This window comes from Mucilaginibacter sp. 21P, assembly GCF_019331605.1.
GTDB lineage: Bacteria > Bacteroidota > Bacteroidia > Sphingobacteriales > Sphingobacteriaceae > Mucilaginibacter > Mucilaginibacter achroorhodeus.
Genome location: NZ_CP063061.1, coordinates 314,710 through 329,338, shown reverse-complemented (window position 1 = coordinate 329,338; position 14,629 = coordinate 314,710). Strand labels below are relative to the sequence as shown.

The 14,629-nt window shown below is 44.1% G+C and carries 13 protein-coding genes; 8 read left to right on the top strand and 5 right to left on the bottom strand.

What is annotated here, in order from left to right; translation table 11 throughout:
- Nucleotides 1-56 precede the first annotated feature (56 nt).
- A complete protein-coding gene (locus INP83_RS01285; protein WP_219126008.1) occupies nt 57-1,598 on the top strand; it encodes an aldehyde dehydrogenase family protein in 1,542 nt (513 codons plus the stop codon).
- A gap of 27 nt (nt 1,599-1,625) precedes the next feature.
- Nucleotides 1,626-3,272, top strand: a complete 1,647-nt coding sequence (locus INP83_RS01280; protein WP_219126007.1) for a S8 family serine peptidase — start codon at nt 1,626-1,628, stop codon at nt 3,270-3,272.
- A 154-nt stretch (nt 3,273-3,426) separates the two neighbouring features.
- On the opposite strand, the gene INP83_RS01275 is transcribed toward INP83_RS01280, so the two are convergent.
- Nucleotides 3,427-5,115 carry a pyruvate dehydrogenase complex dihydrolipoamide acetyltransferase gene (locus INP83_RS01275; RefSeq protein ID WP_219126006.1) on the bottom strand — a complete coding sequence of 563 codons (1,689 nt, stop codon included), beginning with the start codon at nt 5,113-5,115 and terminating at the stop codon, nt 3,427-3,429.
- A 40-nt stretch (nt 5,116-5,155) separates the two neighbouring features.
- Complete coding sequence (gene pdhA, locus INP83_RS01270; RefSeq protein ID WP_146273248.1) at nt 5,156-6,151, bottom strand: pyruvate dehydrogenase (acetyl-transferring) E1 component subunit alpha; 996 nt, start codon at nt 6,149-6,151, stop codon at nt 5,156-5,158.
- Between the two features lie 452 nt (nt 6,152-6,603).
- Between pdhA and INP83_RS01265 the strand changes: the two genes are divergently transcribed.
- Nucleotides 6,604-7,194 (top strand): C40 family peptidase, encoded by a 591-nt coding sequence (locus tag INP83_RS01265; RefSeq protein ID WP_146273247.1) that lies wholly within the window; start codon nt 6,604-6,606, stop codon nt 7,192-7,194.
- A gap of 66 nt (nt 7,195-7,260) precedes the next feature.
- Nucleotides 7,261-8,385, top strand: coding sequence for a CapA family protein (locus INP83_RS01260; protein WP_219126005.1), 1,125 nt, complete (start codon nt 7,261-7,263; stop codon nt 8,383-8,385).
- A 4-nt stretch (nt 8,386-8,389) separates the two neighbouring features.
- Here INP83_RS01260 and INP83_RS01255 read toward each other — a convergent pair whose 3' ends face one another.
- Complete coding sequence (locus INP83_RS01255) at nt 8,390-8,575, bottom strand: hypothetical protein (RefSeq protein ID WP_146273245.1); 186 nt, start codon at nt 8,573-8,575, stop codon at nt 8,390-8,392.
- Nucleotides 8,576-8,867: 292 nt separating this feature from the next.
- Here INP83_RS01255 and INP83_RS01250 point away from each other — a divergent pair, with 292 nt between their 5' ends.
- The 4 genes from INP83_RS01250 (at nt 8,868) to INP83_RS01235 (ending at nt 12,546) form a co-directional block, all read left to right on the top strand.
- Nucleotides 8,868-9,320, top strand: a complete 453-nt coding sequence (locus tag INP83_RS01250) for a 3-oxoacyl-ACP synthase (RefSeq protein WP_219126004.1) — start codon at nt 8,868-8,870, stop codon at nt 9,318-9,320.
- Between the two features lie 147 nt (nt 9,321-9,467).
- Nucleotides 9,468-9,887 carry an RNA-binding protein gene (locus INP83_RS01245; protein WP_219126003.1) on the top strand — a complete coding sequence of 140 codons (420 nt, stop codon included), beginning with the start codon at nt 9,468-9,470 and terminating at the stop codon, nt 9,885-9,887.
- 185 nt (nt 9,888-10,072) lie between these two features.
- On the top strand, nt 10,073-10,636 hold the full coding sequence (frr, locus tag INP83_RS01240) for a ribosome recycling factor (RefSeq protein WP_219126002.1): 564 nt from the start codon (nt 10,073-10,075) through the stop codon (nt 10,634-10,636).
- Between the two features lie 155 nt (nt 10,637-10,791).
- Nucleotides 10,792-12,546 carry an ABC transporter ATP-binding protein gene (locus INP83_RS01235; RefSeq protein WP_219126001.1) on the top strand — a complete coding sequence of 585 codons (1,755 nt, stop codon included), beginning with the start codon at nt 10,792-10,794 and terminating at the stop codon, nt 12,544-12,546.
- Between the two features lie 165 nt (nt 12,547-12,711).
- Here INP83_RS01235 and INP83_RS01230 read toward each other — a convergent pair whose 3' ends face one another.
- Together INP83_RS01230 and INP83_RS01225 are read right to left on the bottom strand one after the other, a co-directional pair.
- The gene (locus tag INP83_RS01230) at nt 12,712-14,028 is read right to left on the bottom strand and encodes a carboxypeptidase-like regulatory domain-containing protein (protein ID WP_219126000.1); all 1,317 of its coding nucleotides are present in this window, start codon (nt 14,026-14,028) and stop codon (nt 12,712-12,714) included.
- Entirely contained in the window at nt 14,018-14,590 is a 573-nt protein-coding gene (locus INP83_RS01225) for an RNA polymerase sigma factor (protein WP_219125999.1), read from the bottom strand. The genes INP83_RS01230 and INP83_RS01225 overlap by 11 nt, the downstream gene beginning before the upstream one ends.
- Nucleotides 14,591-14,629: the final 39 nt, after the last annotated feature.

The window sequence follows — 14,629 nt, the reverse complement described above, 5'->3', positions numbered from 1 at the left end:
GGATGAGTGTTGTGATTGCCCTAAAAGATTTTCTAACTTTGACAAAAGTACCTATTATGAGCCTACCTATAAAAGATGTTCTCAATCATTTACATATAAACGACATAAACCCATCGTTTAGTACAGGAAATAGCTGGGGGAATACCGGTGGTGGTACTGTACAGGATATCCATTCGCCTGTTGATGGTCAAAAGATAGCTTCTGTTACATTTGCTACCGAAGAAGAATATAACCAGGTGGTTGATACCGCTATTAAAGCGTTTAAAACATGGCGACAGATCCCTTCGCCCAAACGTGGCGAAATTGTTAGGCAGATAGGCGAGCAGTTGCGCGCAAATAAGAAACAACTGGGCACCCTGGTATCATACGAAATGGGCAAAAGCCTGCAGGAAGGTTACGGCGAAGTACAGGAGATGATTGACATCTGCGATTTTGCTGTTGGCTTAAGCCGCCAATTGTATGGATTGACTATGCATAGCGAGCGCCCCAACCACCGCATGTACGAGCAATATCACCCATTGGGTGTGGTAGGCATTATTTCCGCCTTTAACTTCCCGGTGGCGGTATGGAGCTGGAATGCTATGCTGGCCTGGGTATGTGGTGACGTATGCGTTTGGAAGCCGTCAGAAAAAACACCTCTCACAGCAATTGCCTGCCAGCGCATTGTGCAGGAAGTATTTAGCCGTAACGCTGTTGATGAGGGCGTTAGCTGCCTTGTAATTGGCGACCGTAAAATTGGTGAGCTAATGAGTAATGATACACGTGTACCGTTGGTATCTGCAACAGGCTCAACCCGTATGGGTAAAGCGGTTTCTGCAGCAGTTGGTGCACGCCTGGGCAAAAGCCTGTTAGAGCTTGGCGGCAACAACGCGATCATCATTACTGAAAATGCCGACCTGGATATGGCACTTATTGGCGCTGTATTTGGTGCCGTGGGCACTGCCGGGCAGCGTTGTACCACAACGCGCCGGTTAATTATCCACGAGAGTGTTTACGATGCCTTTAAACAAAAACTGGTAAATGCGTATGGCCAGATAAAAATAGGGAACCCGCTTGACGAGGCTAACCACATGGGGCCGCTAATAGATACCGATGCGGTTGCAGCTTACCTGGATTCGATAGAAAAATGTAAAGCAGAAGGCGGCCACTTTATTGTTGAGGGTGGCAGGTTAGAAGGTGAAGCTTACCGATCGGGATGTTATGTAAAACCTTGTATTGCGGAGGTTGAAAACCACTACAAAATTGTGCAGCACGAAACATTTGCACCCATTTTATATTTGATAAAGTACAAGGATATAGATGATGCCATAGCGCTGCAGAACGGTGTGCCGCAAGGGCTGTCATCTGCTATTATGACCAACAGCCTGCGGGATGCAGAAAAGTTCTTATCCGCTGCGGGATCTGATTGTGGCATTGCTAACGTTAACATAGGCACATCAGGTGCGGAGATCGGTGGCGCATTTGGCGGTGAAAAGGAAACCGGTGGTGGCCGTGAGAGCGGTTCTGATGCATGGAAAGTATACATGCGCAGGCAAACCAATACTATAAACTATTCTAAAACGTTGCCTTTAGCGCAGGGCATTAAATTCGACCTGTAATTTTAATTGAAACACTTAAATTTAAATATGCACCAGATCTGCAAGAATCTCACCGGCGCATTAGTAGGCGCTGCTCTATTAATAAACCTTAACGCAAACGCACAAGTTGCACCAAAACCAGCGGCAGAGTTGCCAAAAAGCTGGCACCTTATGGACCTTAATACAGACGGTTATTTCGGTATCAGCCTTAACCAGGCCTACCAGTTTGTAAAGGGCAAAAAAAGTAAGCCGGTTGTAGTTGCAACTATCGATAGCGGTATTGACACCGCACAGGCAGATCTTAAGCCCGTACTTTGGATAAACACCAAGGAGATTCCGGGTAATGGTATCGATGACGATAATAACGGCTATGTAGATGATATACACGGCTGGGACTTTTTAGGCGGCCCCGGCGGCAAGTGTGATTTTACCGAAACTACAGAGGAAGTTCGCGAATACAACAGACTGAAAGGCAAATACGAGAACCTTACCAGTGCACCTGCAGGCAGCGAAAAGGAGTTTGCTTATTGGGAAAAGGTAAAACTTACCCGTACCGAAACTGTGAACAAATCATCGGAAGAGTTGAAACAGTTACAGCCTATATTAAATGCTTTGATGGCAAGCAGCGGATACGTGAAACGTGCGCTGAACCTGAAATCAGACGGGACTTTTAAAAAGTCTGATCTGGCTAAGATCACTACTGCCAATGATACCGTTACCCAAAGCAAAAACGTTTGGACATCTGTATTTGAGCAGGAGGGTGGTGATGAAACGAATGCGAAGATCATTAACGACCTAAGTGAGTATCTGCAAAAACTTAACAATGACGTTAACCCTGACCTTGATGCCCGTAAGCGCATTGTAGGTGATGATCCTAACGTGCAGGACGGAAAGCCTTACGGTAACAATATCTTAAAGTTTGCTGATGCTGAACACGGTACGGGCGTAGCAGGCCTGATAGGCGCTGTGCGCAATAATAAGTATGGAATTGATGGTGTAGCCAGTAATGTACGCATTATGGCCATTAAAGCAGTTCCTAATGGCGACGAGTATGATAAAGACATTGCCAATGCGATACGTTATGCGGTTGATAACGGTGCCAGGGTAATTAACATGAGCTTCGGCAAAAAGTTATCTCCACACAAAGCCTGGGTTGATGCCGCGTTTAAATACGCAGCAGATAAGAACGTATTGTTGGTACAAGCTGCTGGTAATGATAACCAGGATGTAGACGTAAAACCGCAGTTTCCGAATGATACTTTTGAGGATGGTTCCGTGACTGATTTGAATAACGTGATCAGTGTTGGCGCTTCTGCAGCCAGGAAAGACGCAGAGCTTGCCGGCTCTTTCAGCAACTACGGAAAAAAGAATGTAGACGTATTTGCGCCGGGTGTAAAGGTTACTTCTGTAAACATGGATGCAGAATTTAATACTGCTGATGGTACAAGCTTCGCTTCGCCTATAACCGCAGGTGTTGCAGCTTTGATATTGGAATACTATCCAAACCTGAGTGCTAAACAAGTGAAACAAGCTATACTGGGTTCGGCTACGCCACTTACTGGTATGATGGTTCTGAAACCGGGCAGCAAAACAGACAAGGTTGATTTTACCACGCTTTCAAAAACAGGTGGCATTGTTAATGCTTACAAAGCTTTGGTACTGGCATCTAAAATGACACCTGAAGCAGGTAAGTAAGAGCATCGAACACAAGATAAAATAAATAAACAAGGCCCGACTGCAGTCAGTCGGGCCTTGTTTGTTAAGAGTTTTTGCTTAACTAAATAATGGGTATAAAAAAAGCGATGAGATATATCTCACCGCTTTTTCTTTTAACCTTCAGTCTTCAGACTTATATCAACAGCCTTACAGGCTCTTCTAATAATGATTTAAGCGTTTGCAGGAATGCTGCAGCTGTTGCACCATCAACCACACGGTGGTCGGCGCTTAGTGTAACCTTCATAATGTTACCAGGCACTACAGCACCGTTCTTAACAACAGGTACTTGTTGGATACCGCTAACCGCGAGGATACAGGCATTTGGTGTGTTAATGATGGCAGTAAACTCGTCAACACCAAACATACCTAAGTTTGATATGGTGAAGGTTGAGCCTTCCATTTCTGCAGGCTGTAATTTTTTAGATTTTGCTTTACCGGCAAACTCTTTTACTTCGGCAGAGATGTGGCTTAATGATTTACCATCGGCAAATTTGATAACCGGTACCAATAAACCCTCATCAACCGCTACGGCTACACCTACGTGTACGTGCTGGTTGGTACGGATGGTATCGCCCTGGAACGATGAGTTAATTGCAGGATGCTGGCGAAGGGCAACAGCAACAGCTTTAACCACAAAGTCATTAAATGATATTTTAACCGGGGCAATGTCGTTCATTTTAGTACGCGCAGCAATTGCCTGGTCCATATCTATTGACATGGTAACGTAGAAATGCGGCGCGGTAAATAAACTTTCCGATAAGCGGCGGCTGATAGCCTTACGCATTTGCGTAACCGGTCTTTCGCTGAATTTCTCTTCGCCGGTAAATGTTGGCAAAGTGATCGGCGCTTTATCTGCAGCAGGGGCAGATGCACCTTGTGCGGCCGGAGCGCTTTCTGCAGGTTTTGCAGAAGGAGTAAAGCCTTCAACGTCTTTTTTGATGATACGGCCGCCATCGGCAGAGCCTTTAACATCATTAAGGTTGATGCCTTTTTCTTTAGCGATCTTACGTGCTAACGGAGATGCTTTAACGCGGCTGTCATCAGCAGTTGAGCCTTGTGCTTCGTTTGAAGCAGCGGGGGCAGAAGCAGCTTCGGCAGCCGGTTTTTCTTCCTGCGTGGCAGGAGCTGATGCCTGGCCATCGGCGCCATCAGCATTATCCAGTAAAGGCTGTATATCAGTACCTTCTTTACCAACAATGGCTATAATATCGTTTACTTTAGCAGCTTCGCCTTCTTTAACACCAATGTAAAGCAGGGTTCCTTCTTCATAACCTACTACTTCCATTGTTGCCTTATCGGTAGCAACATCAGCTAATGAATCGTCAGCTTTTACTTTATCACCAACCTTAAAGTTCCATTTTTCAATGGTACCCTCGGTCATGGTATCGCTAAGCAAAGGCATACGTATTACCGTAGCCGGGATGCTTGATGTATCTACTTTTGGTTTTGCTGACGCAGATTTCTCTGCAGTTGCAGCGGGCTTGGATTCCTCAGCTGCAGCAGGCTTTTTGTCTTCAGCAGGTTTTTCTTCCTTGGCAGCCGCAGTATTGCCTTCGCCCTCTAAAAGCGCTTTATAATCTTCACCCTCTTTACCTAAAACGGCAATAACGGCATCAACCGGGGCAGCGCTGCCTTCTTGTATACCTATATACAAAAGCACACCATCCTGGTACGATTCAAAATCCATGGTAGCTTTATCAGTCTCGATCTCAGCCAAAACATCGCCGGATTTTACTTTGTCGCCAACCTTTTTATGCCATTTAGCTACCACACCTTCGGTCATGGTATCGCTCATTTTAGGCATTTTAACTACTTCAGCCATATATTGTGATGAATTTTGTTAATGTGATCAAATAAATTTGTTAGTCGCGGATGTAAGGATAATCCTGCTGAACGTAAACATCAGTATATAATTCTGATGCCTCTGGCCATGGCGATTCCTCTGCAAATTTTACGGCCTCTTCTACCTGGGCCTTAATTTTCGCGTCTATCTCTTCAAACCACTTCTCATCAGCATAACCGTTTTTCTCGATAGCAAGTTTGGTGATCTCGATAGGGTCTTTGGCTTTGTAGCTTTCAAGCTCTTCTTTGGTGCGGTACTTTTGCGGGTCGCTCATTGAGTGGCCTTTGAAGCGGTAGGTACGCATTTCAAGGAAGGTAGGGCCTTCGCCGCGGCGTGCGCGTTGCACAGCCTCATCCATAGCGTTGTGTACAGCTACCGGGTCCATGCCATCAACAGGTGATGAAGGGATACCGTACGGAAGGCCTAATTTATAAATATCAGTTTGTGCAGTAGTACGCTCTACAGATGTACCCATTGCATAACCATTGTTCTCGCAAATAAAGATAACAGGCAATTTCCATAGCGCAGCCATATTAAATGTTTCTGTTAAAGCACCCTGGCGAACGGCACCATCACCCATGTAGGCAATATTTACGTTATCGGTGCCTTTAAATTTTTCGGCAAATGCAATACCTGCACCCAGCGGTACCTGGCCGCCCACAATACCATGGCCGCCATAGAAATGGTTTTCTTTGTCGAACATGTGCATTGAACCGCCTTTACCTTTTGAGCAGCCTGTTGCTTTACCGTACATCTCTGCCATAATAGCATTTGGCGATGTACCTTTTGCTAAAGCGTGTGCGTGATCGCGGTAAGCAGTGATCATGCTATCCTCATGACGGATAACAGACATGGCGCCGGCTAAAACAGCTTCCTGGCCAATATAAAGGTGACAGAATCCGCGTATCTTTTGCTGACCGTATAATTGACCGGTCTTCTCTTCAAATTTACGCATCAGTAGCATAGACTCGTACCACATCAGGTAGGTGTCTTTAGTTATTTCGATTGAACTCATTTATCAATTAAGGTTGCTATGAGAAAGTGCAAATCTAATTATATCCTGCAAATAACCGAAACTGCAACAAATTTGTTGTTTAAAATTGACACTTTGTGTGGTTGTGACGCGTTGGGCAAATTTGTTGTTGCCAAAATTCTCAAAATATACTTTCGATAACACGGAATTAGCCACTAAAGGTACGCTGTAATAATGGTTAAACACATAATATTCTTTTCAGAGAAAAAATTATGCGTGCATATTATTTGTGCACCTGATTTAAGATGAAACCCATGCAATAATTTTACCGTACAATGAGTTTTGTTAACGGGTGTTTAAAAATATTTACTTAAACGATTTTCAAATATAATTTGGATAATTGGATTAAATGGATAGTTTTGTACCCAACAATAGACATACTGTCCAGTTTAAGAAACATTTGTCGCCCTAATTCGACAAACCAAAGTGATTAAATGAAGAAAATTACGATTGCTATTGCACTATTTTTGAGCACATTAGCTGCTCAGGCTCAAACAAAAAGCGTTCCAACTCCGGCAGCTGATGCTGCAGAGCAGGAGAGTTTAGCAAAGGATTACCTTTCTCAAATTATGGGTGTTGCGGTTTCTGCGACCTCAAACATGAAGCTTTTCCATTTTGTGTACGATTGGATCGGAACTCCGTATCGTTTCGGTGGTAGCTCTCGCAGGGGTATCGATTGTTCGGCCTTTACAAAGCAATTATACAGCGACGTATTTAATATGTCTATCCGCCGCAGCTCTCGCGATATTTTCAGCATGGTGAGCCCGGTTGGTAAAGATGATCTTAAAGAAGGTGATCTGGTATTCTTTAAAATACACAGCCGTAGCATTTCGCACGTAGGTATTTACCTTGGCAACGGCAGGTTTGCACACGCATCATCAAAAGGTGTAGCTATCAGCAACCTTGATGAAGCTTACTACAGCCGCTACTTTTACAAAGGTGGCCGCATATTAGAATCATTTAAGAACGAGTTTACTTCTTCGGCATCAGCTGACGATAAATTCGATGAAAAGCCGACTAACTAATTAAATAGACCTAAATTGAATTCCGAATCCTTTCATAACCATGAAAGGATTTTTTTATGCCCATCTATGAACTACCGGTTAGTAATTTATTTGGCCTTAATTGCACTCTTTTCCGCTTGTGACCACCACCCTGCCAAAAAGCGCCCTGCGCTTGTTGTTGATGATTCACCTAAAGAATTAAAATCAGATACCATTTCATCTGCAAAAGATAGCCTCATCACCATTGCCGCAGTTGGTGATATTATGTTAGGTACTTCTTACCCGGCAGACAGTATCGGCTTGCCGCCAGATGATGCAAAATGCACTTTTAAATACGTGATCAAAGATCTTAAGGACGCCGATATTGCGTTTGCCAATTTGGAAGGGGTACTGCTTGATACCGGCGCCCCGGTTAATTATAAACTCAAGTTTAAACACGCACCTTATTTATTCAGGATGCCGGAGCGATACGGGAGTGTGTTAAAAGCTGCCGGTTTTAACCTTATCAGCGTTGGCAATAACCACTCTAATGATTTTGACCTGGCTGGCCGCAAAAGCACTGCAAAGGTTTTAGATAGTTTAAGAATAGCTTTCGCGGGGTTTAGAAGCCATCCTTTAAAGGAGTTTACTGTTAATGGTGTTAAGTATGGCTTCTGTGCCTTTTCGCCGAATGCGCAAACGGTATCATTACTGAATATAAAGCACGCACAAAAGATCATCAGTAAGCTTAAGGCTAACAATGATGTGGTGATCGTATCCTTTCACGGTGGCGGTGAGGGTGTAGGCTATGAACACGTTAAAGATTCTGTAGAATTATTTAAAGGGGAGAACCGCGGTGATCTTGTTCAATTTAGCCATGCTGCAGTTGATGCAGGTGCAGACCTGGTAATAGGCCACGGCCCGCATGTAGCCCGTGCAATGGAGTTGTACAAAGGCAGATTAATTGCTTACAGCCTTGGTAACTTCGCAACTTACAAAGGAGTTAGCGTAAGCGGCATATGCGGACTTGCACCATTGTTAAAAGTGAAGCTAAATAAAATGGGAGAGTTTGTGACAGGGCAGATAAAATCATACCGGCAAGACCACTTTGCCGGTGTAAAGCCTGATACATTATTCCGCGCATCGCGAAGGATCAAAGCACTAAGCGAGACTGATATTTTGCAGCCCGGCATCAGCATATCCGATACCGGGGCCATTACCCGTGTGCAGTAAAATATTATGCTTCGTCTTTAGTATTGCGAATAAGGCTGATACCCGTTGAAAAAAAGATGATAGATATTACACCGATAACAATAAGAGTAGTTGCGGCACCAGTATGTTGTATTATTTGCACGCCTGTATAGATCAATCCGATGATTCCCAGTACGGTTAATACAGTTCCGAAGGTACGTTTTAGGTTCATTGTTGTTTCAATTAATTTAATGTTACCACACATTAACTAAATTTCAGTACACATTGTTTTATAGGGATTTATGTAGGCATTGCTTTTTTTATTATCATAAATATGTAACTTTCCCCAATCTCGATGTACTATTTTCTAAAACGTGTACGTTAGAGATGATGTAAGTGCCTCGCATTTACATTGTGATAAGGTTTAGGTTGAAAGTCCCCTGGCAGCGAGTGCCGGGGGCTTTTGTTTTCAGGCCTTTTCTTTCTTCGGTAAATACACCATCTTTAGCATTCCGATATTTTTTATGAGCATACTAAAAGAGCAGTTATACAAAGCCTGCGTTGCCTACGTGCAGCAACGCATACAGGCAGCAACCGAAGCGATTGAGCAGGCACAGCAAGCACAAACCGATGATACTAAGAGCAGCGCAGGCGATAAATATGAAACAGGGCGCGAGATGGCTCAGCAGGAAACTAACCGCAATGCCGCCCAACTGGCAGAAGCTAACAAACTGATGGTGGCCCTAAACAGGATATCAACCAACGGCAATTTAACAACCGCTGAAGCAGGAAGTGTGGTTGCTACAGATAACGGCAACTTTTATTTAGCAGTAAGCGCAGGCACTATCTCAGTTGATGGAAAGAGCTACTTTGCGGTCTCCGCCGCGTCTCCCATTGGCCTGCACATCAAGGGTAAAACTGTGGGCGAAAAGTTCAGTCTCAATGGTAAAGACTACAATATCCTCTCTGTGGAATAGAAAATATGCCCGTAAAGCACTTATTTTCAAAAAATAAAAACATTTAGTTTAATAATTATTTGTACAAGTGATTACTTTCTATTCTATATTTGGAGAAAACAAAACTTAATGCCGGGCTACGAACCGGTGTGCTAAATTAAATTTTTGATGAACATATTCGTTGGAAGCCTTCCGTACACTTTACAGGAAGCAGATTTACAAGAGCTTTTTGAAGCTTATGGTGAAGTAACCACCGCAAAAATTATTATTGACAGAGAATCAGGAAGAAGCAAAGGCTTTGGATTTGTTGAAATGTCGGACGATGAAGCTGCTCAAAAAGCGATCGCTGGCTTAAACGGATCACAAGTTGCTGGTCGTTCTATCGCGGTTTCACAAGCAGAGAACAAAAAGCCTGCTGGTGGCGGTGGTTTCGGCGGCGGTAATCGCGGTGGCGGTTATGGCGGCGGCGGCAACCGTGGCGGCGGTTACGGCGGCGGTGGTAACCGTGGCGGCGGTTATGGCGGCGGTGGCAACCGTGGCGGTGGCTATTCAAAAGATAACGGCAGAAGCGAGGATCGTTGGTCATAATATTTCAAATAAGGCATCTGGTGTAAACCGATGCCTTATTTTATTTACACGCTATTTACCGATAGCGTGATTTTTTATGCGCTATTGTTGCGGCATGGCTTGTGGTTTGCGCTTTTTATGAGTGCAGGCGCCATATGGTTAGTCGCTTTGATAGTTTTTTTTATTTTTGTGAAAAATTTAATACGATGAGCGAACTCGTTAAGAAACAAATAAATGATGCAAAAGCTTTAATGGAAAAAGCTATTGCCCATGCTGATAGCGAAATGAACAAGATACGCGCAGGTAAAGCAAGCCCTGCCATGCTGGATGATGTTATGGTTGAGTACTACGGTACCCCAACCCCGCTTAGCCAGGTTGGTAGTGTGAACACGCCTGATGCACGTACCATTGTTGTGCAGCCATGGGAAAAATCACTTTTGCCGGCTATCGAGAAAGCTATTAAAGATGCTAACCTGGGTGTTAACCCACAAAATGATGGTGTTATTATCCGCATCAACGTACCACCACTTACTGAAGAACGCCGCCGCGACCTGGTTAAAAAAGCTAAGGGCGAAGCCGAGAACGGTAAGATCGCTATCCGCAACATCCGTAAAGATGCCAATGAGAAGATCAAAAAATCTAAAGCTGACGGTGTATCTGAAGACGAGATAAAAGTAGGTGAAGCTGAAGTTCAGAAACTGACAGACGCTTACATCATAAAGGTTGACCAGCTAACAGAAGCGAAAGAAAAAGATATCATGACTGTTTAATTCACGCAGTTATTAAATTAAAAAGGGGCGGGCTTTTATAGCTCGTCCCTTTTTTGTTGAAGCTATTTGGCTTCGCCGGCAAATAACCGCATTGTCATATTAAAGGTGCTGATGTGCAGACGCCCTATGCTTTGTTTATTTTTGCATCCGAGAAAATGAATATACTTATCAGTTACTTAAAAAAGCATCGCTGGATAGTTGTCCTGGCGTTGTTTTTAGCAGCCATGAACATCGGTTTTTCGCTGCTTGATCCATATATAACAGGCCACATCGTAGATAACGTTATCGAAAAACATGGCAAATTGCAGGAGAGCGAATACTTACATCGGGTATTAATGTATGTGGGCTTAGCTATAGGCGTTGCTATGGTATCCCGCATAGCCAAAAACTTCCAGGATTATTTTACTAATATCATTACCCAAAAGGTGGGTGCAGAAATGTATGCCGATGGTTTAAGGCACTCTTTAGAATTGCCTTACCAGGTGTTTGAAGACCAGCGCAGCGGCGAAACACTTGGGATTTTGCAAAAGGTACGTTTAGACTGTGAGAAATTTATCACCCAATTCATCAGCATCCTGTTTGTTTCTATCATCGGGATGGTGTTTGTGATGGTGTATTCGGTATCTATCAGTTACCAGGTGCTGCTGGTTTATTTTGCCGCTATACCTATCATCTCTTTTGTAAGTATGGCCATGAGCCGCCGTATTAAACGTATCCAAAAGAATATCGTAGCCGAAACCACGGCGTTGGCTGGTTCAACAACAGAATCATTAAGAAACATTGAGCTGATTAAAAGTTTAGGTTTGGCCAAACAGGAGATAGCCCGTTTAAATACCACCACCTACAAAATATTAGACCTTGAACTAAAAAAGGTAAAGTATGTGCGCAGCATGAGCTTTGTGCAGGGTACAACTGTGAACCTGGTGCGCAGCGCTATGGTGGTAGTTTTGCTTATGCTTATTTTTAGAGGGAATATTTCCGCAGGGCAGTATTTTACCTTCCTCTTTTATTCATTCTTCCTGTTTAACCCTTTACAGGAATTGGGGAATGTTATTTTAAGCTGGCGTGAGGCTGAAGTTTCGTTAGGTAACTTCAAAAAAATATTGAGTACGCCGATCGATAAAAAGCCTGAGAAACCTGTGTTGTTAGAAAGAGTGCATAAGCTAACCTTTGCCGATGTGAGTTTTAAGCATCTAACCGCTAACCGAAACGCATTGAATAATATAAGCTTTAATGTAAATACAGGTGAAACTATTGCTTTTGTTGGTCCATCCGGATCCGGTAAAACTACGTTGGTAAAACTGTTGGTTGGCTTGTACCAACCTGGCAATGGCGACGTGCTTTACAACAATATACCGAGCAAGGAAATAGACCTTGATCAGCTTCGCGAAAAAATAGGCTTTGTTACCCAGGATACGCAATTGTTTTCCGGCACAATACGCGAAAACCTGCTATTCGTTCGCCCCGATGCTACGGATGAGGAGTGTTTGATCGTGTTGCAACGTGCAGCCTGCCAAACACTCATGGCCCGTGCTGATAAAGGCTTAGATACCGTGATTGGTGAGGGGGGCGTAAAAGTTTCAGGTGGCGAAAAGCAGCGTTTATCCATTGCCCGCGCCCTGCTGCGCAGACCGGATATCCTGGTGTTTGACGAGGCTACTTCATCATTGGATTCCATTACAGAGGAAGAGATCACCCATACCATTCGTGATGTATCAGTGTTGAACGATCATATCACTATCCTTATCGCCCACCGCTTATCAACCATTATGCATGCCGATTGCATTTACGTATTGGAGAAAGGTAACATTGTAGAAGCAGGCAAACACCACGATCTGTTAGACCAAAAAGGCCTGTACTACGCTATGTGGCGCCAGCAAATAGGTGAGAAGCATACGGTAGATGCGTAGATGACGGATTAATACACTGTAATATTTCGAACGAGCTGCGACGAAGAGAGCCGGAACAAAGTGTAGCTTATCGAAGATAAATCTTCTGAGGCGTTACTTACATCCCAGAAGATTTGTCTTCATACCTCGTTCCAAATGATGTTTTTTGAAGTTTTTAAGTCCTTATTATTCGTCCCGTGAAAATTTCACAGTCAATTTAACCACCTCGGGTTTACCATTAAGATTACCAAACCAGTTAGGGCCATTTTGTACCAGGTCAATGGCTTTCTTGTCAGCTGCGGGGCTAAGGCTTTTCAAAACTTTAAAGTTGCTAATCTGCCCGTTCGGTTCAAAAGTGATACTTAGTTGTACATTACCTGCTTTTTGGCTTTCGCCTACAATCGCTTCTCGTTTTAGATATTCTTGATAAGCTTTCCATCCGGTTTTAGGTTCTGCTTTCGAGCCGCTACGCTTGGCATTTGCAACAACCACTACTTCGCTCAAGGCTGCTGCTGATTCATGTAACGCCACTTTAACACTATCGCCGGGTTTTGCAGGAAGCACTTTTTTATCAAAGCCGATAAAATTGTAAACCACTTGGTCTTGTGGGGAAACATCGTGCAAGGTAAAACGGCCATTGGCATCAGTAGTAGTGCCAATGCTTTTGCCTGCAATCTGCACGGTAGCACCGGGTATCGGCGCGCCTGCATCATCTGTAATTTTGCCGCTGATATTTGTAGGTAAGTTAGCTGCCATCAGCGCTGCAGTTGCACTTGCCGATTGCCGGTCTCTTTCTTTATACGTAACGCCTTCTGCTTTACTCCTCAGCATGGTAACAGCCGATGGTTTTTTGTTTATGGCGATATTGGCACCGCCCAATACGGTATCCTGGCGCTTACCGGCACTATATCCATAGTTAGCAGAATCCATCTTGACCGGGGTTTGAGCAGTGTAGTTATAATATCCTTGCTGAACAATTCCTGCTGACGAATCGGCTTGTTCGATCTTTAGACCGGGTTGTATGGCTACCTCTCTCAAACTTCTTGGGGTAGGTAACCTCTGATTAGTGTAACTGTGTTTCTCTGTAACAATTGGCGCTGATGTGAACCTTTTGTTGGTTTGTTTTGCTGTCGGGGTAGATGGCTCTACAGGAGCTGAGAGCTTGGCAGGCTGATTGACAGCAGTAAGTGTTGTTGGTTTATCGGGGTTATCACGCATAAATAATAAACCCGCAACCACAAAAAAGCCAATTACCGATGCGGCAACAGCCATAGTGCTCCATGGTAAAATTCTGCGCACCTTGGTCTGTGTACGTTGCTGCAGTCGTTCTCTCAGGGTTTCGAGGTTCTGCTCCTGATCAGCAGATGAGGCGTAGCCATCCAATGCATCGGCCAGGAAAGGGTCGTCCTGTGCCTCACGCTCCAGTTGGTGCATGGCTTTGCTTTCCAGCTTACCTTTAAGGTAGTCCTGTATCTGCGATATGTCGGCCCTTTTATCCTTCACTATTTTTCTCTAAACAGATCTTCAAATTGCGTTTGCCGTTCTGTATATAACTTTTTACTTCGTTCATGCTGTAGCCGGTTTCGTCGGCAACTTCCTTGTAGCATTTCTCCTCAAGATAAAACAACTTAACGCTTTGCTGCTGTGCAGGCGTAAGTTTTTCCAGGCAGCGTTCAAGCGCCTGCATGGCTTGTTCCTTGTCTTCAGTATCAGGATGCAAAACCGGGGTAAATTCCATAAAGTCATCAAGCCCTACGGTCTCCATTTTTTTGCCGGCGCGTAATTGCATCAAACAATGGTTACGGCTAAGCACATACAACCAGCCCCTAAACTGCTTTATATCATGTTGATGCACCTTTTGTGCCAACTCCTCAAAAATGGCCATCACTGCATCTTGGGATGCATCTTCGTTTTTTAGGTATTTAAGGGCGACACCATAAACCAGCGGCATATAACGCTCATACAGCTTGCCCAGCAATGTTAGGTCGCGGCTGTCGCGGTAGCTTTTTAGCAGCTGCTCGTCGTCGGTATCTTCTGGTTTGTTGGGCCGGTTAAAAAACTTCATTAAGACAGATGCTGCAAAATAATTTTTTTAAATGGCTTA

Bases quoted from the DNA above. Each gene is read 5' to 3' on its own strand.
- INP83_RS01285 (WP_219126008.1), top strand. From the start codon at position 57: ATGAGCCTACCTATAAAAGATGTTCTCAATCATTTACATATAAACGAC.
- INP83_RS01280 (WP_219126007.1), top strand. From the start codon at position 1,626: ATGCACCAGATCTGCAAGAATCTCACCGGCGCATTAGTAGGCGCTGCT.
- INP83_RS01275 (WP_219126006.1), bottom strand. From the start codon at position 5,115: ATGGCTGAAGTAGTTAAAATGCCTAAAATGAGCGATACCATGACCGAA.
- pdhA (WP_146273248.1), bottom strand. From the start codon at position 6,151: ATGAGTTCAATCGAAATAACTAAAGACACCTACCTGATGTGGTACGAG.
- INP83_RS01265 (WP_146273247.1), top strand. From the start codon at position 6,604: ATGAAGAAAATTACGATTGCTATTGCACTATTTTTGAGCACATTAGCT.
- INP83_RS01260 (WP_219126005.1), top strand. From the start codon at position 7,261: ATGAACTACCGGTTAGTAATTTATTTGGCCTTAATTGCACTCTTTTCC.
- INP83_RS01255 (WP_146273245.1), bottom strand. From the start codon at position 8,575: ATGAACCTAAAACGTACCTTCGGAACTGTATTAACCGTACTGGGAATC.
- INP83_RS01250 (WP_219126004.1), top strand. From the start codon at position 8,868: ATGAGCATACTAAAAGAGCAGTTATACAAAGCCTGCGTTGCCTACGTG.
- INP83_RS01245 (WP_219126003.1), top strand. From the start codon at position 9,468: ATGAACATATTCGTTGGAAGCCTTCCGTACACTTTACAGGAAGCAGAT.
- frr (WP_219126002.1), top strand. From the start codon at position 10,073: ATGAGCGAACTCGTTAAGAAACAAATAAATGATGCAAAAGCTTTAATG.
- INP83_RS01235 (WP_219126001.1), top strand. From the start codon at position 10,792: ATGAATATACTTATCAGTTACTTAAAAAAGCATCGCTGGATAGTTGTC.
- INP83_RS01225 (WP_219125999.1), bottom strand. From the start codon at position 14,590: ATGAAGTTTTTTAACCGGCCCAACAAACCAGAAGATACCGACGACGAG.